This window comes from Nonomuraea sp. KM90 (genome assembly GCF_052246675.1).
Lineage (GTDB): Bacteria > Actinomycetota > Actinomycetes > Streptosporangiales > Streptosporangiaceae > Nonomuraea.
Genome location: NZ_JBQQCB010000018.1, coordinates 12,867 through 32,504, shown reverse-complemented (window position 1 = coordinate 32,504; position 19,638 = coordinate 12,867). Strand labels below are relative to the sequence as shown.

16 protein-coding genes and 1 pseudogene are annotated in these 19,638 nt (G+C 70.5%); 6 read left to right on the top strand and 11 right to left on the bottom strand.

All coding sequences use genetic code 11. From position 1 onward, the window contains the following. From gcl to sucC, 5 genes are read right to left on the bottom strand one after another with little or no spacing between them, the layout of a single operon-like run. Nucleotides 1-1,722, bottom strand: coding sequence for a glyoxylate carboligase (gene gcl / locus ACTWPW_RS20870; protein ID WP_443169650.1), 1,722 nt, complete (start codon nt 1,720-1,722; stop codon nt 1-3). Beyond that, nucleotides 1,719-2,579: an NAD(P)-dependent oxidoreductase gene (locus tag ACTWPW_RS20865; RefSeq protein WP_443169649.1), complete on the bottom strand. Its 861-nt coding sequence runs from the start codon at nt 2,577-2,579 to the stop codon at nt 1,719-1,721. The genes gcl and ACTWPW_RS20865 overlap by 4 nt, the downstream gene beginning before the upstream one ends. Continuing rightward, nucleotides 2,576-3,340 carry a hydroxypyruvate isomerase family protein gene (locus tag ACTWPW_RS20860; RefSeq protein WP_443169648.1) on the bottom strand — a complete coding sequence of 255 codons (765 nt, stop codon included), beginning with the start codon at nt 3,338-3,340 and terminating at the stop codon, nt 2,576-2,578. The genes ACTWPW_RS20865 and ACTWPW_RS20860 overlap by 4 nt, the downstream gene beginning before the upstream one ends. Then, entirely contained in the window at nt 3,337-4,212 is an 876-nt protein-coding gene (gene sucD / locus ACTWPW_RS20855; protein WP_375111870.1) for a succinate--CoA ligase subunit alpha, read from the bottom strand. Before sucD ends, ACTWPW_RS20860 begins: the two co-directional genes overlap by 4 nt. After that, entirely contained in the window at nt 4,213-5,346 is a 1,134-nt protein-coding gene (gene sucC / locus ACTWPW_RS20850) for an ADP-forming succinate--CoA ligase subunit beta (RefSeq protein WP_364123601.1), read from the bottom strand. Between the two features lie 161 nt (nt 5,347-5,507). Here sucC and ACTWPW_RS20845 point away from each other — a divergent pair, with 161 nt between their 5' ends. From ACTWPW_RS20845 to ACTWPW_RS20835, 3 genes are all read left to right on the top strand, one after another. Further along, the gene (locus ACTWPW_RS20845) at nt 5,508-6,800 is read left to right on the top strand and encodes a hypothetical protein (RefSeq protein ID WP_443169647.1); all 1,293 of its coding nucleotides are present in this window, start codon (nt 5,508-5,510) and stop codon (nt 6,798-6,800) included. Nucleotides 6,801-6,924: 124 nt separating this feature from the next. Beyond that, nucleotides 6,925-7,662, top strand: coding sequence for a GntR family transcriptional regulator (locus tag ACTWPW_RS20840; RefSeq protein WP_375111872.1), 738 nt, complete (start codon nt 6,925-6,927; stop codon nt 7,660-7,662). An 80-nt stretch (nt 7,663-7,742) separates the two neighbouring features. Further along, on the top strand, nt 7,743-7,919 hold the full coding sequence (locus ACTWPW_RS20835) for a hypothetical protein (RefSeq protein WP_364123595.1): 177 nt from the start codon (nt 7,743-7,745) through the stop codon (nt 7,917-7,919). A gap of 75 nt (nt 7,920-7,994) precedes the next feature. On the opposite strand, the gene ACTWPW_RS20830 is transcribed toward ACTWPW_RS20835, so the two are convergent. The 6 genes from ACTWPW_RS20830 to ACTWPW_RS20805 form a co-directional block, all read right to left on the bottom strand. Then, nucleotides 7,995-8,969, bottom strand: coding sequence for a TerC family protein (locus ACTWPW_RS20830; protein ID WP_375111874.1), 975 nt, complete (start codon nt 8,967-8,969; stop codon nt 7,995-7,997). Continuing rightward, nucleotides 8,966-9,454 carry a hypothetical protein gene (locus ACTWPW_RS20825; protein ID WP_364123591.1) on the bottom strand — a complete coding sequence of 163 codons (489 nt, stop codon included), beginning with the start codon at nt 9,452-9,454 and terminating at the stop codon, nt 8,966-8,968. The genes ACTWPW_RS20830 and ACTWPW_RS20825 overlap by 4 nt, the downstream gene beginning before the upstream one ends. Further along, entirely contained in the window at nt 9,454-10,860 is a 1,407-nt protein-coding gene (locus tag ACTWPW_RS20820) for an Nramp family divalent metal transporter (protein WP_364123589.1), read from the bottom strand. The genes ACTWPW_RS20825 and ACTWPW_RS20820 overlap by 1 nt, the downstream gene beginning before the upstream one ends. A 166-nt stretch (nt 10,861-11,026) precedes the next feature. Next, entirely contained in the window at nt 11,027-13,141 is a 2,115-nt protein-coding gene (locus ACTWPW_RS20815; protein ID WP_375111875.1) for an acetate--CoA ligase family protein, read from the bottom strand. Further along, nucleotides 13,141-14,364, bottom strand: a complete 1,224-nt coding sequence (frc, locus tag ACTWPW_RS20810; protein ID WP_443169646.1) for a formyl-CoA transferase — start codon at nt 14,362-14,364, stop codon at nt 13,141-13,143. The genes ACTWPW_RS20815 and frc overlap by 1 nt, the downstream gene beginning before the upstream one ends. 12 nt (nt 14,365-14,376) lie before the next feature. Beyond that, the gene (locus ACTWPW_RS20805) at nt 14,377-16,050 is read right to left on the bottom strand and encodes a thiamine pyrophosphate-binding protein (RefSeq protein ID WP_364123583.1); all 1,674 of its coding nucleotides are present in this window, start codon (nt 16,048-16,050) and stop codon (nt 14,377-14,379) included. A gap of 433 nt (nt 16,051-16,483) precedes the next feature. Between ACTWPW_RS20805 and ACTWPW_RS20800 the strand changes: the two genes are divergently transcribed. The 3 genes and pseudogenes from ACTWPW_RS20800 to ACTWPW_RS20790 form a co-directional block, all read left to right on the top strand. Next, entirely contained in the window at nt 16,484-17,461 is a 978-nt protein-coding gene (locus ACTWPW_RS20800) for a 2-dehydropantoate 2-reductase (protein ID WP_375111878.1), read from the top strand. Nucleotides 17,462-17,907: 446 nt separating this feature from the next. After that, complete coding sequence (locus tag ACTWPW_RS20795; RefSeq protein ID WP_375111879.1) at nt 17,908-18,849, top strand: metal ABC transporter substrate-binding protein; 942 nt, start codon at nt 17,908-17,910, stop codon at nt 18,847-18,849. Next, nucleotides 18,846-19,571 (top strand): annotated as a pseudogene (locus ACTWPW_RS20790) (metal ABC transporter ATP-binding protein); the annotation flags it as partial. The gene ACTWPW_RS20795 and the pseudogene ACTWPW_RS20790, both read left to right, overlap by 4 nt. Between the last annotated feature and the right edge of the window lie 67 nt (nt 19,572-19,638).

Sequence of the window (19,638 nt, the reverse complement as noted above, 5' to 3'; positions counted from 1 at the left end):
TCAGTCCGACCAGTCGGCGGTGATGAGCTCGGGCAGCGGCTCGAACTCCTTGATCGATTCCAGCGAGGGCCCCATGGCGGCGTTCGCCTCGCGCTCCACCATCACCTCGACCAGCACCGGCAGCCGCTCGCGCGCCGCCTCGGCGCTCGCCCAGGCCAGCGCGTCGCGGATGTCGCCGGGCACCTCCACCCGGCGCGCCGGGCAGCCGAACGCCTCCATGGCCTTGACATGGTCGATGCCGCCCTCCCCGTAGTGCAGGTCGACGGCGTAGTTCATGCCGTACGGGAGCTCCGCCTGCCTGATGAGGCCCAGGTACTCGTTGTTGATCATGACGATGACGAACGGCACCCGGTACTGCGCCGCCACCGCCACCTCCTCCATCAGGAACTGGAAGGAGTAGTCGCCGACCACCGCCACGACCTGCCGCTCGGGATGGGCGAGCTTGACGCCCATGGCCGCCGGCACCTCCCAGCCCAGCGGCCCGGCCTGGCCGCAGACCAGGTAGCGGCGCGGCAGGTACGTCGTCTGGAACTGCCCGGACCAGATCTGGTAGAGCCCGATGGCGGTGACGAACGTGGTGTCCCTGGGGAAATACTCGTTGATCTCCCTGAACACCCTGGGCGGCTTGATCGGCACGTCGTCGAAGTCGTCCCGGAGCACCAGGGTGCTGCGCAGCTCGCCGACCTTGCGCACCCACTTGCCCGGCTCGCGCGGCCCGCCCCGGCGGCGCGCCTCGTCGCGCAGCTCGGCCAGCACCGGCCGGGCGTGCCCGACGACCCCGAGGTCGGGCTCGAAGACCCGGCCGAGCTGCATGGGGTCGATGTCCACGTGCACGAACTTGCGCCCCCGGCGGTAGACGTCGAGGTCGCCGGTGTGCCGGTCGCCGAACCTGGCCCCCACGGCCAGCACCAGGTCGCTCTCCAGGAACGCGGCGTTGCCCCACCGCGTCTGCGTCTGGATCCCGGCCATCCCGGCGAACAGCGGGTGGTCCTCGGGGAAGGCGCCCTTGCCCATGAGCGTCACCTGCACCGGCACCTGGAGGTGCTCGGCCAGCGCGCGCAGCTCGTCGTACGCCTCCCCGATGATGACGCCGCCGCCGGCCAGGATGATCGGCCGCCTGGCCTCCTCCAGCAGGTCCATGGCCGCGCCCACGACCTTGGGCAGCGGCTTCGGCACCTCGACGGGCAGCGGCGCGTCCAGGTCGCGGTCGTACAGGCAGGTGCCGCGCTGGACGTCGACCGGCAGGTCGATGAGCACGGGACCCGGCCGCCCCGAGCGGGCGATCCGGAACGCCTCCCTGAACACCCACGGCGCCTGGGCGGGCTCCTTGAGCTGCACCGCCCACTTGGTCACCGGCTTGGCGATCTCCACGATGTCGACCGCCTGGAACGCCTCCTGGTGCAGCTTGGAGCTCACGGCCTGGCCGGTGACGCAGATCATCGGGATCGAGTCGGCCAGCGCGGTGTAGAGGCCGGTGATCATGTTCGTGCCGGCTGGGCCGGAGGTGCCGATGCAGACGCCGACGTTCCCGGTCACCCGGGCCCAGCCGTCGGCCGCGTGGGTGCCGCCCTCCTCGTGGCGCACGGTGATGTGCCGGATCGAGCTGTGCTGGAGCGCGGCGTAGAGCGGCAGGATGGCCGCGCCGGGGATGCCGAAGACCGTGTCCACGCCCTCCGACTCCAGCACCGCGACCACGGCCTCCATGCAAGGCACTCTTTTCATGCGTTCAGCCTTTCGATCACCTTCAGCAGGGCGGAGTGGTCGAGCGAGCCGTGGCCCTGCGCCCGGGCCGCGGCCACGAGCTGGGCGACCTGCCCGGTGAGCGGCAGGCTGACGCCGGCCTCGCGGGCGGCGGAGACGGCTATGCCCATGTCCTTGTGGTGCAGGTCGATGCGGAACCCGGGGGCGAACTCCCGCTTGACCATGGTGTGCCGCTTGAGCTCCAGGATCCGGGAGCCCGCCAGGCCGCCGGCGAGCACGTCGAGCCCGGCCACCGGGTCCACGCCCGACGCCTCCAGCAGCACGATCGCCTCCGACACCAGCCCGTAGATGCCGCCGACGACGAGCTGGTTGGCCGCCTTGACGGTCTGTCCGGAGCCCGCGGGGCCGACGTGCACGACGGTCGTGCCGAGCCGGCCGAGTACGGGTGCCGCCGCCTCGACGTCCTCGGCCACCCCGCCCACCATGATCGACAGGGTGCCGTCGATCGCGCCGCGCTCGCCGCCGCTGACGGGGGCGTCCAGGGCGCGTACGCCGACGGCCGCCGCCTGCCGGGCCACCCAGCGGGAGGTCTCGGGCTTGATGGTGCTCATGTCGATGTAGAGCAGGTTCGGCTTGCCGTACTCGATGACGAGCGGCGCCACCTCCTCCACCTGCGGCGAGTCCGGCAGCATCGTGATGACGACGTCCGCGCCGGCGACCGCGTCCACCACGCTCGGGGCGCCCTTGCCGCCCAGTCCGGCGAGCTGCTCGACCCGCGCGGCGCTCACGTCATATCCGGTCACGACATGTCCGGACTTGAGGAGATTGGCCGCCATCGGGCTGCCCATGATCCCCAAGCCGACGAACCCGATGTTCATCCCTGCCTCCAGTCGAACGCGCCCGGCCCCTCGTGCCGGTACTCCAGGCCGACGTGGCCGCGGTAGCCCGCCGCCTCCAGCCGCGCGAAGATCTCGGGGTACGGCATCCGCCCGCTCCCCGGCCCGCCCCTCCCGGGGTCGTCGGCGACCTGCACGTGCCCGAAGCGGGCCGTGTGCCGGTCGATGAGCCCGAGGACGTCCTCGCCCATCCGGTGCAGGTGGTACAGGTCGGCCAGGAAGGCCACGTTGTCCCGCTCCACCTGGTCGATCAGCTCGAACGCCGCCCCCGCCGACGTGATCGGATATTTCGGGTTCTCGTGGGAGTTGAGGGCTTCGACCACCACGGTCGCGCCGATGCCGGCCGCCGCGTCGGCCGCCCTGCGCAGGTTCGCCACGGCCAGGTCCCGGACGGTGCCGGGGCCGTTGCCGTACAGGGCGTTGAGCACCGTGCAGCCCAGCTCGCCCGCCAGCCGCACCGCGGGCTCGATGTTGGCCTGGAACCGGGCCGAGCCGTCCGGCCTGGCCAGCAGGCCGCGCTCGCCCGCCGCCATGTCGCCGGCGTCGAAGTTGAGCCCGACCAGGCGCACCCCGGCCTCCTCGATGGCCTGCCGCAGGTCCGCGAGCTGCGCGCTCGTGGGCTCCGGCGTGTCGAACGGCCACCACAGCTCGACGGCGTCGAACCCGGCCTTCGCCGCCGCGGCCGGGCGCTCCAGCAGCGGCAGGTCGGTCAGCAGAATGGACAGGTTGACGTCGAATTTCACCGCGTCAGCTCCGAACGCATGAGGCGGGCGGTCTCCGAGGGAGTGCGCCCGACGCGGACCCCGACCGCCTCCAGGGCCTCCTTCTTGGCCTGGGCGGTCCCGGACGAGCCGGACACGATCGCGCCCGCGTGCCCCATCGTCTTGCCCTCCGGCGCGGTGAACCCGGCCACGTACGCGACCACGGGCTTGGTGACGTTCGCGGCGATGTAGGCCGCGGCCCGCTCCTCCGCGTCGCCGCCGATCTCGCCGATCATCACGATGGCGTCGGTGCCCGGGTCGTCCTGGAAGGCCCGCAGGCAGTCGATGTGCGTGGTCCCGACGACGGGGTCGCCGCCGATGCCGACGGCGGTGGAGAAGCCGAGGTCGCGCAGCTCGTACATGAGCTGGTACGTCAGCGTCCCCGACTTCGAGACCAGCCCGATGCGCCCGGCCGAGGTGATGTCGGCGGGGATGATCCCGGCCGAGGACTGGCCGGGGCTGATCAGGCCGGGGCAGTTCGGGCCGATGATCCGGGTCCGGCCGTTCGCCAGGGCGCGGAAGCGTACGGCGTCATGCACGGGGACGCCCTCGGTGATCACCACGCACAGCGGCACCCCGGCCTCGACGGCCTCCTCCACCGCCGAGGCGGTGAACCGCGGCGGCACGAAGATCACCGACACGTCGGCCCCGGTCCCGGAGACCGCGTCGGCCACCGAGCCGAACACCGGCACCGAGCGCTCCCCGAAGTCCACCGACCGGCCGCCCTTGCCGGGCGTCACCCCGGCCACGACGTCGGTCCCGGCGGCGAGCATGCGGGCCGTGTGCCGGGTGCCCTCCGCGCCCGTCATGCCCTGGACGAGAACCCGGCTGTCCTTGGTCAGAAAGATCGCCATTTACGCACCTGCCGCGAGTCTGGCCGCCATCTCGGCGGCGCCGTCCATGGTGGAGACCTGGCGGACCGCCGGGTGCCTGGCGTCGCTGAGGATGCGCCGGCCCACCTCGGCGTTGTTGCCGTCCAGCCGCACGACGATGGGCCTGCCGTGGCCCCGCTCGCCGAGGAGTTCGAGTGCCGTGACGATGCCGTTCGCCACCGCGTCGCAGGCCGTGATGCCGCCGAAGACGTTGACCAGCACCGACCGTACGTCGGGGTCGGCCAGGATGATCTCCAGCCCGTCGGCCATGACCTGGGCGGAGGCCCCGCCGCCGATGTCCAGGAAGTTGGCGGGGTCGGCGCCGGCCCCCGCGACCACGTCGAGCGTGCTCATGACCAGCCCCGCGCCGTTGCCGATCACGCCGACCTTGCCGTCCAGCTTGACGTAGTTCAAACCCTTGGCCCTGGCCCGGGCCTCCAGGCTCTCGGACCGTTCCCCGTAGTCCTCCCAGGAGTGGCGGAAGGCGGAGTTGTCGTCGAGGGTCACCTTGCCGTCGAGCGCCATGATCCGCTGGTCGGTGGTGCAGATCAGCGGGTTCACCTCGACCAGCAGGGCGTCCTCCGCGACCAGCACCTTCCACAGTCGCTCCAGCACCTCGGCCGCCTGCTCGGGCAGCCCGGCCTTGGCGGCCAGCAGCCGGGCGGTGTCGGCGTCCACGCCCGCCACGGGGTCGATCGGCAGTTTCACGAGGGCGTCGGGGTCGGTGGCCGCGAGCTCCTCGATCTCCATGCCGCCCTGGGCCGACACCATCGCCAGGAACCCACCCTCGGCCCGGTCCACCAGGAAGGCCGCGTAGTACTCCTCGAACGGCACCGTCGCGGCCTCCACCAGCACGCGGTGCGCGATGTGCCCCTTGATGTCCATCCCGATGACGCGATCGGCCTCCGCCTCGGCCGCGACCGGCCCCGCCGCCGGTCTGATCCCGCCTGCCTTGCCCCGTCCACCGGTCTTCACCTGGGCCTTGATGACTACGGGCGCGTTCAGCTCGGCCGCGATCGCGCGGGCCTCGGCCGGCGTGGCCGCGACCCCGCCTGCGGGAACCGGGATCCCGTGACGCCCGAAGAGCTCCTTCGCCTGGTACTCGTACAGGTCCATTCGAGCCTCCTTTGTAGACGGTATACCGTATGGAGTATCCTTCGTAAAGGGTCTCGACAGCGGACTGTCTTCTGGATATTCCATACAGTATGGAGAATGCAGTTAAGGATTGGCGCGGGCGTTCGTACCGTCCCGGCCCCGTTCCCGCAGACCGCACCCGGATGTTCTGGCTGGCCCTGGCCGCGATGGCGGCGATCGGCCCGCTCCAGTACGGCTACGCCGCGCTGCTCGCCAAGGAGGCGGCCGGCCTGACACTGCTCGCTGTCTGGATCGCCTGCCAGGCCGCGGGCGCCCTGCCCGCCCTCCACCTCGTCCGCCGCGGGCGGCTGACCGTGCGCGCCTGCCTGGCCGCCGGCGCCGCGCTGAGCGGCCTCGGCCTCGCCACGGCGGCCCTCGCCGGTCCCGCCCTCGCGGCGACCGCCCTCACCGGCCCCGGCCTGGCCGCGCTCGCCGGCTACGCGCTGCTCGGCGGGCTGGGGGCGGGGCTGGTCTACGGGGTGTGCGGCGAGGTCGTCGCCTCCTGGTATCCGGAACGGCCCGCCGCCCGGGTCGGGCTGATCACCGGCGCCTTCGGGTACGGCGCGGTGCCCCTGCTGGTCTGGACCGGGATCGCCCCGGGCGCCACGACCGCCGCCTTCCTGGTCGCCGCCGTCCTGGCGGTGGCCGTCATCGGCACGGCGGCCCGGTGGCTGCGCCTGCCCCCGGCCCTGTGGTGGCCCGGCGACGTGGACCCGCGCACGCACGCCCTGGACGCGGCCCGGCTGCGGACGAGCCCGGAGGCGGTCAAGCAGTTCGGGCTCGCCCAGGCCATGCGCACGCGCACGCTGCCGGCACTCGCCCTGCTGCTGACCTGCGCGGGCGCCGTGTCGGTCTTCGACGTGATCGTGGTGGCGGGCACGGGGACGTGGGGCGCGCTGGCCCTGCTGGTGGCGCTGAACGGGGCCGGCCGGTCGGTGGCCATGCGGGCGGCGGAGCTGTTCGGCCGCAGGCGGGTGCTGGCCACCGTCTTCGGCGCGCTCGCCCTGGGGCAGATCCTGCTGGCCGTGGCCGTCCAGAACGCCGGCGCGCTCGCCCGGACGGCTCCCGGCACGGCGGCCGGGGACGCCCTGGCGGCGGCGGGCGGGAGCGCGCTGGGGGCCTCCGCGCAAGGAGCGGTGGTCGGGAGTGCGCTGCTGTGGCTGGGGGTCGTCGCGGCCGGGCTGGGCGGGGGCGCGTTCTACCCCCTGCTCGCCAGCCTCGTACGCGAGCTCTTCGGCACCGAGCGGGCCACCGAGATCCACGCGGTCGTCTACAGCGCCAAGGCCGTCGCCGGAGTGGTCGCCGTCGCCCTGGCCCTCACCGCCCTGACCGCGCCCGGCGCCGCCCTCCTCGCGGCCGCCGCGCTGGCGGCCCTGCCCGCCCTGGCCACCCCGCGCCTGCGCATCCCCGGCCTGCCCGCCACCATCCCGCTATGACGCCCCCTATGACGCCTGCGACCAGGCGACGCGCTGTGATGAGACTCACGGGCGTGGCTAACCCCTACACGGTATGCTGTAGGCAGTCGACCAAAAACTTTAACGCACTCCTGGAGACGTGACCATGCTGGTGTCGGATCAGGCCGGTCAGGCGGCGGCCGCCAAGATTCCCCGCCCTGCCACGCTCAGGGAGAGCGTGATCGAGGCTATCCAAGAGCTCATCGTCTCCGGTCAGCTCAAGCCCGGCCAGCACCTCGTGGAGAGCGAGCTGGCCGAGCTGCTCGGGGTCTCCCGGCAGCCGGTCCGCGAGGCGCTGCAGCAGCTCAGCGGCGAGGGCTGGGTCGACCTCCACCCGGGGCAGGGCGCGTTCGTGCACGTCCCGACGCTGGAGGAGGCCGACCAGCTGCTCGCCGTCCGCACGCTGCTGGAGACCGAGTCCGCCCGGCTCGCCGCGCAGCACGCGGGCGAGGACGGCGTGAAGCGGCTGCGCGCCCTGTGCGCCCGCGGGATCGCCTCGGTGCAGTCCGACGACGTCGACGGCGCCGTGGCGACCAACTCGGAGCTGCACGCCCTGGTGACCGCCCTGTCGGGCAACAGGGTCCTGGCCGAGCTGGCCGCCCAGGTGGCCAGGCGGGTGCGGTGGTACCACACGCCGGTGGCCCGCCAGCGCGGCATGGCCTCGTGGGACGAGCACACGTCGCTGATCGACGCCATCGAGGCCGGCGACGAGCGGCGGGCGGCGAAGATCATGCGGGAGCACACCGAGCACACCCGTGCCTCCTACATGGAGCAGCGGGAGAGCGAGCCGGTGGAGCCGGCGCCCAAGCCCGTCCGCCGGCGCCGCCCCCGCCAGCTGGGTTGACCTGGCGTTCACAGAAGACCACATGCTCCGAAACACCTCGGGTAGAGGCTGGGGGCAGTACGGATTGGAGGTGCATGACAATGAAGGCGTTCATCCGCTTTCTCCTTGGTGATCCCATGGGCCAGGCAGCAGACGGCCGAGCCATCGGGATCGGCCTGAGCGCAGCGCTCAGAAAGCACTACTCCGCCGATGAGGCGGACAGCTACCTGCGCCGCTGGAGCGCGGAGCACGACGTGCGCAAGAGCCCTCGCCACTGAGCCAGGGCATGCCGCTGAGCCGCGGCAGGGGGGCGGCCACCCGTAAGCAGCCTCCGCCCCCGCGCGCGGCCCGATTCAGCGGTCCACGGGTTCCGGCTCCACCACCTTCGACTTGGCGTCGCGAGCCGACTTGATCAGGCTGAGCACCGTGGTGACGGCGAGAGTGCCGAGGATGACCCCGAGAGACACCATGATCGGGATCTCCGGCGCCCACGACACCCCGTCATGGTGCAGGGCCTCGAGAATCAGCTTCACGCCGATGAAGGCGAGCACCACCGACAGGCCCTTGCTGAGATAGACGAGCCGGTCGAGCAGCCCGCCGATCAGGAAGAAGAGCTGCCGCAGCCCCATGAGGGCGAAGGCGTTGGCGGTGAAGACCAGGTAGGGCTCCTTGGTGAGGCCGAAGATGGCCGGGATGGAGTCCAGCGCGAACAGCAGGTCGGTGGTCCCGATCGCGACCATCACGATCAGCATCGGGGTGACCATCCTGCGCCCGTGATGCACGGTGAGCCGGGCGCCGTGATAGGTGTCCGTCGTGGGGAGCACCCGGCGAACCGTGCGCAGGGCGAGGTTCTCGGAGAACTCCGCCTCCTCGTCCTCGTGCCCGATCAGCTTCCACGCGGTGTAGACGAGGAAGGCGCCGAACACGTAGAAGAGCCAGTCGAACCTGGCCACGGCCTCCGCGCCGGCCGCGATGAAGCCGCCGCGCATGATCAGCGCCAGGATGATGCCGATGAGAAGGACCTTCTGGCGGTACTGCCGCGGCACCTGGAACCTGCTCATGATCAGCAGGAAGACGAAGAGGTTGTCCACGCTGAGCGAGTACTCGGTGATCCACCCGGCGAAGAACTCCCCTCCGTGCGCGGGGCCGGAGAACACGAGCAGGCCGACGCCGAAGGCCACGGCCAGGCTCACGTAGAACGACACCCAGCCCACGCACTCCTTGAAGGAGGGCTCGTGGGGGTTGCGGGCGACGAGCCAGAAGTCGAAAGCGAGCACGAGACAGAAGCCGCCGATCGTGGCCAGCCAGATCCACAAGGGCAGATTCACTTACGTGCTCCCTTCCTCGTCTGCACCATCTGTGCGTACCGGATGTACTGGGCGAGCAGGTCCTTGGCGATCGGGTTGTCGCCGGCCCGGCGGACCAGCCAGTGCGGCATGAGCCGCTCGTGCAGCCAGACGAAGCCGATCGCGAAGCCGAGGCTGACCATCGCCTGGTACGCCAGGAACAGCGGGATGCCGTCGGCCATGCCGACCCCGGCCACGCTCTCCTGCATGAGCCGGGAGACCGGGAAGGCCGCCATCCAGTACAGGCCGACGGGCCCGAACGTGCCGGGCCGGAACACGCCGTGGCCGAGGAGCACGCCGTACAGGCCGCCGAAGAGGGCGAGCGGTGCGGCGAGCGCCAGGGCCGACAGCGCGGCCATCCCGGTGGGCTGCCCCGCGAGCAGGGTCAACCCACCGGCCATGGCACCGGCGACGGCTCCGATCGACGCCCCGGGCAGGGCGAGTTCGAGGCTGTGCCGTCCTCCCATCAGCCCACGACCACGCCGTAGGCGAACAGGCTGTAGAAGAGCATTCCGAGGTAGAACACCGCACCGAACCCGATGATCACGTTGGTCCACCACTTGGGCCTGATCGGTTTGGGCAGCATGCGGTTGTTCACCAGGAGCAGCGTCACGCAGTACGCGCCCATGGCGAACGTGGACAGGAACGCCAGCGTGTCCAGGATCCCGCTGGGACCGTCGGCCGGGCCGAACAGCAGGATCAGGATCCCGAAGAGGATCACGCCCCAGAGGAAGATCCCGTACAGGCGCGACATGCCCAGCTTCTTCGCCCCGCGGACGAAGTTGAAGGTCATGTCAGCCTGACCCCGGGAGAAGGAGTCGAACAGGCCCAGCGTCGCGTTCAGGCCGATCAGCGCGATGAACCCGAGGAACACGACCCCGAGAACCGAGCTGCCCGCCGAGGAGACGGCGTCGGCCATCGCGGACAGCGCCACCTCCCGGTCGTCGCCCTGAATGGCCGTCCGGACGTCCGGGTTCTGCCGCACCGCCGACTGGGCGATCACCGTGAAGGAGATCGTGACCAGCATGGTGATGCCCCAGAACAGCAGCAGCGCGTCGAAAGTGACCCAGCGCCGCCACCCTCTCCACTTGGCCATCTCCGCCGGGTCCTCGGTGTCGAACATGAACCCGCGGGAGGGCATCTCCTCTTCCTCGCCCGCGTGCCGCAGCCCGCGCACCTTCGGGATGTGCACGCCCATGCCGGCCCCGGAGTCGCGCAGGTGCAGCGTGTACCACATCTGCTGCATGCCCGACGGTCCGGCGAACGCGCACGCCCCCACGATGACGGGGAACCAGGCGGCCGACATGGCCTCCGCCGGCAGGTAGCCGAAGGAGAACATGCCGCTGATCGTGGTGACCACGTCTCCCCAGGAGCCCACCATGGCCGCGACCACGGCCGTGCCGAGCACGAGCGCGCCGATGAGCAGCGACAGCACGTTCTCGAGCAGGTTGTAGATCACCTTGGCCAGGGTGAAGACCACGCCGACGAGGATCAACCCGGCGACCGCGGTCACCACCCAGGGTATTCCGGTGATCTCCTCGAACGCCGCCGCTCCCGCCGACAGGTGTCCCGGCCAGATGTAGACGGCGATCGCCACGATGAAGAAGAACCACATCAGTGGCTTGAACACCCTGGCCGCGCCGGAGAAGATGCTCTCCCCCGTGGCCATGGCGTACCGGGCCATCTCCAGCATCACCACGGCCTGCAGGGTGACGCCGATCAGGAACAGCCATCTGATCTCGGGCCCGAACAGCAGCACCAGCCTGGGCCACATGTACGACTCGCCCATGCCCACGCCCAGCGCGACGAGGAAGACCGTCGGCCCGAGAATGTGCACCGAGGGAGGTGCGTCGGGGAGCTTCCTGATGGGCATCGGCTCAAGCCGGCCCGCTTTCCATACTCGTTCATCCTCGACCGGCGGCGTGGCCGTCGCCGGTGGTGTGTTCGATGTGTCCACCTACGGACCTCCTGGGGGGTTGTTGCCTTCCTCGTGCGCCCCGAATTAAGCCCCCTCGCCTGGCGCTGCTGTGGCTCGGCTCTTAGCCCAGCAGCCCGGCCGCCCTGGCCCAGCGGTACTTCGCACCGAGGACCGCCACGGGCTTCTCTGTCGTGTACGGGTACGCGACCACGCCGTGCTCGAACAGGTACTCGCTGGCCTCCTCAACCTCGGTGTCGCCGGCGAGCGATGCCACCACCGGCTTGACGTTGCCCTTCGCCCGCTCCTCCGCCACCACACGCGCGATGAGCTCGGCGAATACCATCGGCGGCGTCACGATCGTGTGCCAGTAGCCCAGGACCAGCGCGTGGATGCGCTCGTCGGCCAGGCCGAGGCGGACCGTGTTCTCGTAGGTCGAGGGGGGTTCGCCGCCGGTGATGTCGATGGGATTGCCCGCCGCGCCGAACGGCGGGATGTAGGCGCGGAATGCCGCGTCCAGGTCGTCCGGGATGTCCATGAGGGTCAGCCCGGCGTCCACGATGGCGTCGGAGAGCAGCACGCCCGAGCCGCCGGCACCGGTGATGATGACGACGTTCTCGCCCTTGGGCGCGGGCAGGATCGGCAGCGCGCGGGCGTACTCGAGCATGTCGTTGAGCCCCGGCGCGCGCACGACGCCCGCCTGGCGCAGGATGTCGTCGTACACCTTGTCGTCGCCGGCCAGCGCCCCGGTGTGCGAGCCGGCGGCCCGCGCGCCCATGGCGGTGCGCCCGGCCTTGAGCACGATGACCGGCTTCTCCTTGACCACCCGGCGGGCGGCCTCGACGAAGCCGCGCCCGTCCTTGAGATCCTCCAGGTGCATGGCCACGGCCTTGGTGTTGTCGTCCTGCTCGAAGAAGGTGAGCAGGTCGTCCTCGTCCACGTCGGCCTTGTTGCCGACGCCGACGATGGCCGAGACGCCCATCTTGGTCGTGCGGCTGAAGCCCAGGATGGCCATGCCGATGCCGCCGCTCTGCGAGGTCAGCGCCACGCTGCCCTTGACGTCGTACGGCGTGCAGAACGTCGCGCAGAGGTTCTCCGGCGTGTAGTAGTAGCCGTAGATGTTCGGGCCGAGCATGCGCACGCCGTGCCTGCGGGCGATCTCGACGATCTCCTTCTGGCCCTCGACGTTCCCGGTCTCGGCGAACCCGGACGGGATCATGACCGCGCCCGCCACGCCCTTCTCGCCGACCTCCTCCAGCGCCGGCGCCACGAACTTGGCCGGGATCGCGAACACGGCCACGTCCACGTCGCCGGGCACGTCCCCGATGCTCTTGTACGCCGTCAGCCCCATGATCTCGTCGGCCTTGGGGTTGATCGGGAAGATCTGCCCCCGGTAGCCGCCGTTGATGAGGTTCTTCATGACCGAGTTGCCGATCTTGCCGGACTCGGCCGAGGCGCCGATCACGGCGACGGAGCGCGGCTTGAAGATCCGCGTCATCTGCCGCAGGATCTCCTCGCGCGACAGCCGGACGACCTCGGGCTGCGGCTCGCCGATGAGGATGCGCACGTCGGCGGCGACCGCCCCGTTCGCGTCGGCGAAGACCGGGTTGAGGTCGATCTCGACGATCTCGGGGATGTCGGTGACGAGCCGGCCTACGCGCTCGATCAGGGCCGCGAGCGCGTCCCTGTTGGCGGGCTCGGCGCCCCGTACACCGCGCAGAATCTCGGCCGCTTTGATGTCGTCCAGCATCCCAAGCGCATCATCACCCGAAACCGGGGCAAGCCGGAAGGTCACGTCCTTAAGTACTTCAACTAGGACACCGCCCAGACCGAAGGCGATGATCTTGCCGAAGGTGGGGTCGGTGACCGCGCCCACGATGACCTCGTGGCCGCCGCCGACGAGCTGCTGCACCTGGATGCCGTCGATCTTCGCGTCGGGGTTGTAGGCGCGGGCGTTGGCCAGGATCGTGTCGTACCCCTCCCGCACCTCTTCGACGGTCTTCAGGCCGACCAGCACGCCGCCGGCGTCCGTCTTGTGCAGGATGTCGGGCGAGACGATCTTCAGCACGACCGGGAGCCCGATCTCCCCGGCCAGCCGCGCGGCCTCGTCGGCCGAGGTGGCCAGGCCCTCGCCCGGGGTGGCGATGCCGTACGCCTGGCACAGCTCGCGGCCCTCGGGAGCCGTCAGGGCGGTGCGCCCTTCGGCGAGCGCCTTCTCGATGACTTCCCTGGCGGCCACTAGATGACTCCGTTCGTCTTGAGTTCGTTCAGCTCGTCCGCGCTCACGCCGAGCTCGCCGTAGATCTCCTGGTTGTGCTCGCCGAGCAGCGGCGGGGTGCGGACGTCCACTGGCGAGTCGGACAGCTGCAGCGGGCTGCCGACGGTCACGAACTCGCCGCGCTCCGGGTGCTCCACCGAGACGACGATGCCCTCCTCGCGCAGGCTCTCGTCCTCCACCAGCTCCTTGGTGGACAGGATCGGCCCGCACGGGATGTTCTCGGCGTTCAGCCGGTCGAGCACCGACCACTTGTCGTGCCGGATCGTCCACTCCTCGATGAGCTGGAACATCTTGTCCAGCTTGGACAGCCGGGCCTCCGGCGTCGCCCACTCGGGGTCCTCGGCCAGCTCGGGCCGGCCGATGATGTTCGCGATCGGCTTCCAGCCGACCGGCTGGACGATGACGTAGATGTAGTCGTTCGGCCCGCCGGGGGCGCAGCGCACCGCCCAGCCGGGCTGGCCGCCGCCGCTGGCGTTGCCCGAGCGCGGCACCTCGTCGTTGAACGTCTTGTTGGGGTATTCACGCAGCGGCCCGTGCGCCAGGCGCTGCTGGTCGCGCAGCTTGACGCGGCACAGGTTCAGCACGGCGTGCTGCATGGCCACCTGTACGCGCTGCCCGCGGCCGGTCTGGTTGCGCTGGAAGAGGGCCGCCAGGATGCCGGCCACCGCGTGGATGCCGGTGCCCGAGTCGCCGATCTGGGCGCCGGTCGCCAGCGGCGGTCCCTCCTCGAAGCCCGTGGTGCTCATCGAGCCGCCCATGGCCTGGGCGATCACCTCGTACGCCTTGAACTTGGCGTACCGGCCCTGGCCGAAGCCCTTGATCGAGGCGTAGACGAGGCGGGGGTTGAGCTCCTGGAGGCGTTCCCAGGGGAAGCCCATGCGGTCGACCGCGCCGGGGCCGAAGTTCTCCACGAGGACGTCTGCGCTCTTCACCAGCTCGGTGAAGATCTCCTTGCCGCGCTCGCTCTTCATGTTGAGGGTGATGCTGCGCTTGTTGCAGTTGAGCATCGTGAAGTAGAGGCTGTCGACATCGGGCACGTCGCGGAGCTGTTGCCGGGTGATGTCGCCGGTGGGGGCCTCAAGCTTGACCACGTCGGCGCCCAGCCAGGCGAGCAGCTGGGTGGCCGACGGGCCGGACTGGACATGGGTCATGTCGAGGACGCGGACACCTTCGAGAGCCTTCATGTCGGAGTTCCCCTACTTGTACATGGTCTGGTTCATGGTTCCGGGGGCGTAGACCTCTGGGTCGACCCAGACGTTGATCAGCGAGGGTTTGCCGGACTGCCGTGCCCGCTCCAGCGCGGGGCGGATCTCGGCCGGGTCGCGCACCTCCTCGCCGTAGCCGCCGAGGAGCTTGGCGAACTCCCCGTAGCGGATGTCGCCGAGGGTGTTGCCGACGCGGGCGCGCTCCTCGCCGTACTTGGCGGCCTGGCCGTACCTGATCTGGTTCATCGAGGAGTTGTTGCCGATGACGCCGATGAACGGCAGGTCGAAGCGGACCATCGTCTCGAAGTCCCAGCCGGTGAGGCTGAAGGCGCCGTCACCGAACAGGCACAGCACCTCCTTGTCGCGCCGGGCCTGCTTGGCGGCCATCGCGAAGGCCATGCCGACGCCGAGCGTGCCGAGCGGCCCGGGGTCCATCCAGTGGCCGGGGGACTTGGGCTGCACGACCTGCCCGGAGAAGGTGACGATGTCGCCGCCGTCGCCGATGTAGATGGTGTCCTCGGTGAGGAACTCGTTGATCTCGTGGACCAGGCGGTAGGGGTCGATGGGCTGGGCGCCGGAGAGCTGGCGGGGCAGGCGCTTCTCGTACGCCTGGGTCTCGACGGCGCGCAGCTCCTCCAGCCACTCCTTGCGCCGGGCCGCGCCGTTCTCGATGCGGCCGCTCGCGGCCTGGGCCACCGCCGAGAGGATGAGGCCGGCGTCGCCCACGATCCCCAGGTCGATGTCCCGGTTCTTCCCGACAGTGCGGTAGTCGAGGTCGATCTGGACGACCTTGGCGGTCGGCGACAGGCGCTTGCCGTAGCCCATCCGGAAGTCGAACGGGGTGCCGACGATGATGATGAGGTCGGCCTCGGTGAAGGCGTACCTGCGGCTGAGCTGGAAGTGGTGCGGGTCGCCGGGCGGGAGCGTGCCGCGGCCCGAGCCGTTCATGTACGCCGGCACGTTCAGGGACCTGACGAAGTCGATGGCCGCGTCGGTCGCCCGGCACGTCCAGACCTGGCTGCCGAGCAGGATGCACGGCTTCTCGGCGTGCGCCAGCAGGTCCGCCAGCCGCTCGATGGCCTCGGGGTCGCCCTGCTGACGGGTCGAAGCGCGGTAGTGGCCCGGCGCGGGGATGCGGGCCTTCTCCACCGGCACCTTCGCGTCGAGCACGTCACGCGGGATCTCCAGGAACGCCGGCCCGGGTGCCCCGTGGTAGCACTCCCGGAAGGCCATCGACACGATGTCGGCCACCCGTTCCGTGCTGGGCACCGTCGCGGCGAACTTGGTGATCGGGGTCATCATGTCCACGTGCGGCAGGTCCTGCAGCGAGCCCATCTTGTGCTGGCTCAGCGCGCCCTGGCCGCCGATGAGCAACATCGGGCTCTCCGCGCGGAAGGCGTTGGCCACGCCGGTTACCGCGTCGGTCGTGCCCGGCCCGGCGGTGACCACGGCGCAGCCGGGCTTGCCGGTGATGCGCGCGTAGCCGTCCGCGGCGTGCGCGGCCACCTGCTCGTGGCGTACGTCGATGACCTCGATGCCCTCATCGACGCAGCCGTCGTAGATATCGATGATGTGGCCACCGCAGAGCGTGTAGATCACGTCCACGCCCTCGGCCTTCAGTGCCTTGGCTACGAGATGACCACCCGAGATCGTTTCGGACATCATGCCACCCTTTCCCGGCGACGAAGCTCTCTGTCTTCCGCATACTGCATACCGTATGAACGCAATGGTTACTCCCTCTCGTTGGGCCTGTCTAGCCCCCCGGCGCTATCTCGATCAGCTCAGTGGGAAGTCGATCAGCTCGATCCGCTCCCCGGCCCACCCCCGGCGGCACGACCGCCGGCGCGTCCACCTCCACCGGGATGGCCCGCGCGGAGCCCCATGGCATCGCTTCCATCTCCGGCACAAGCCGCAAAACGGTCACAAGGACACTCCTTGACCCGCGTTTTTCCATACTGTATACCGAATGCACCGGCGGGTCTCGTCCAGCGACTCGCCGCAAGCACCGGGGCCCCGTATTTACGGCGGTTCGCATCACGCGGCCGCCGCAGCTACGGGGCCCCGTGCTTACAACCCGACGCGAGAACGGAGCGCGAGCATGAAGGTCGCTGTTCTTGGCGCCGGCGCCATCGGCGCATACGTGGGGGCCGCCCTCCACAGGGCGGGAGCCGAGGTGCACCTCATCGCGAGAGGCCAGCATCTCCAGGCGATACGCAGTGCCGGTGTGCGGGTGCTCACCCCCAGGGGCGATTTCACCGCCCATCCCCATGCCACCGACGACCCCACCCAGGTCGGACCGGTGGACCACATCTTCCTGGGCCTCAAGGCGAACAGCTACGCCTCCGCGGGCCCCATGATCAAGCCGCTCCTGCACGAGACCACGAGCATCATCGCCGCGCAGAACGGCATTCCGTGGTGGTACTTCCACGGACTCAAGGGCCCGTACGAGGGCTACCGCATCGAGAGCGTCGACCCGGAGGGCGCGGTGACGTCCGCACTGCCCCTGCACCGCGCGATCGGATGCGTCGTCTACGCCGCCACCGAGATCGAGGAACCGGGCGTGATCCGCCACCTCGAAGGCACCCGCTTCTCCATCGGCGAGCCCAACGGCGAGCTGACCGAGCGGTGCGCCGAGTTCAGCCAGGCCGCCGTCGCGGGCGGGCTGAAGTGCCCGGTGGAGCGCGACCTCCGCCGGGACGTCTGGATCAAACTCATGGGAAACATCGCCTTCAACCCGATCAGCGCGCTGGCCAGGGCGACGATGGCCGGGATCTGCCGCCACGACGGCACCAGGGAACTGGTCGTGGCCATGATGAGAGAGACGGTGGACGTGGCCAGGCGGGTGGGCTGCGATCCGGGGATCTCCATCGAGCGCCGCCTGCGGGGCGCGGAGAAGGCGGGCGAGCACAAGACGTCCACACTCCAGGACCTGGAGAAGGGCAAACCGCTGGAGCTCGACGTGCTGCTGGCCGCGGTCGTCGAGCTGGCCGACCTCACCGGCGCCGAGGTGCCGACGCTGCGCGCGATCCACGCGGTGAGCGACCTGCTGAGCGAGAACGTTGTCCGGGCGGGCTAGCTGGAATACCGTATACCGAATGGAGGGATCATGAGCCACGACCGCCTGGATCTGAGATTCCGCGGCGCCGAGCCGCCAGAAGAGCAGCGCGCGGCCGTCGACGACCTGCGCGGGAACCCCGCACCTTCTCCACCACCTCCTCCCGCGGCGTCTGCGGCAAGGCGTCGCCGCAGGCCGTACGCACGGTGGCTCACCGGAGCGGGGGTGACGGCGACTCGATGAGCGTCCACACCGGCGGACGGCGGCTGCGCTCATGGGAAACCGCGGGCGAGAGCGCGGGTGAAAGCGTCACCTCGGGCGTCGGCAACGGCTCTGCCGGCGCACGATCACCGGGGTGATGACGGGATGCCGCACGGCGCGCCTGGCCCCCAGCCGCCGTCGGCATCCCACTGCGCGCCCTTAGTGCGTTTTGACAACCATTTTCATTTTGGCGCATACTGACTCACATGATGTCAGGATTTTCCCGGTCGTGTGCTGTCGGTCTACTGGCCACAGCGTCCCTGCTCACCGCCACTGCTTGCGGCTCCGGCACCGCGCAGACCGCCACTCCGGCTGCGGGCGCGAAGCCCGAGGTGGTCGCGGCCTTCTACCCGCTGCAGTGGCTGAGCGAGCAGGTCGGGGGATCCGACGCGCAGGTGAAGGTGCTGACCGCGCCCGGCGTCGAGCCGCACGACCTGGAGCTGGGCATCCAGCAGGTGACGGAGATCAAGAACGCCGCGCTCACCGTCTACATCAAGGGCGTCCAGCCGGCCGTGGACGACGCCGTGGACCCGGAGAAGAGCTTCGACGCCGCCACCGCCGTCACCACCCTGCCCGCCGGCGAGCCCGCCGAGGAGGAACACGCGGAAGGTGAGGAGGAGCACGGCCACGAGGAGGTCTCGTACGACCCGCACCTCTGGCTCGACCCCTCACGCCTGGCCACCGTCGCCACCAAGCTCGGCGAGCGCCTGGCCACGGCCGACCCCGCGCACGCCCAGGGCTACAAGGACCGCGCCGCCAAGACGGCCGCCACGCTCGGCACGCTCGACCAGGAGCTCACCCAGGGCCTGACCACCTGCAAGACGAAGACGCTGGTCACTGCACATGAGGCGTTCGGCTACCTGGCCGACCGTTACAAGCTCAAGCAGGTCGGCATCACGCTCGACCCGGAGACCGAGCCGTCCCCCGCCCGCCTGTCGGAGGTCGCCAAGCTGGCCAAGGCCGAGGGCGTCACCACGATCTTCACCGAGTCCCTGGTCAGCCCGAAGGTGGCCGAGGTGCTCGCGAGCCAGGTCGGCGCCAAGACCGCCGTGCTGGACCCGCTGGAAAGCAAGCCCTCGGGCGATTACCTGTCCGCCATGCGCGATAACCTCAAAACCCTACAAACAGCACTGGGGTGTACGGCATGAACGAAACGGCCTTCGCGATGACCGACGGCCGGGTCTCCTTCGACGGCAAGCCCGTCCTTCGAGGGATCGACCTGACCGTCTGTCCCGGGGAGGTCGTCGCCCTCCTGGGCGCCAACGGGTCGGGCAAGTCGACGCTGGTCCGCACGTTGCTCGGTCTCACGCCGCTGACCAGCGGCAAGACCCTGGTGTACGGCACCCCGCCGGGCAGGTTCCGCGACTGGTGGCGCATCGGCTACGTGCCGCAGCGGCTCCAGGTCGGCGGCGGCGTGCCCGCGACCGTGCGCGAGGTCGTCGCCTCGGGCCGGATCGCCAGGCAGAGCAGGCTGCGCAGGACCAGCGCGGCCGACAAGGCGGCCGTGGCCGCCGCGCTGGAGGCCGTCAAGCTGGCCGACCGCGCCAACGACCCCGTCCAGTCGCTGTCAGGGGGGCAGCAGCAGCGGGTGCTCATCGCCCGCGCGCTGGCCGGGGAGCCGGACACGTACGTGATGGACGAGCCCACCGCGGGCGTCGACGCCGAGACCCAGCGGCTGCTGGCCGACACAATGGCCGGGCTCGTCCTCGCCGGCAAGACCGTGGTGCTCGTGGCACACGAGCTGGGCCCGCTGGAGCCGATCATCACGCGCGGCGTGGTGATCCGCGAGGGTCGCGTCGCCCACGACGGCCGGCCGCCGCGCCCCGAGGGCGACTGCGCCCGGCCGGGACACGAGCACCAGCACCCGCACGCCCCGGAGCATGTCTCCCCCTGCCGGGCCCGTCGTGGGCCCGCTCACCGGGTGGCAGGGGGAACCA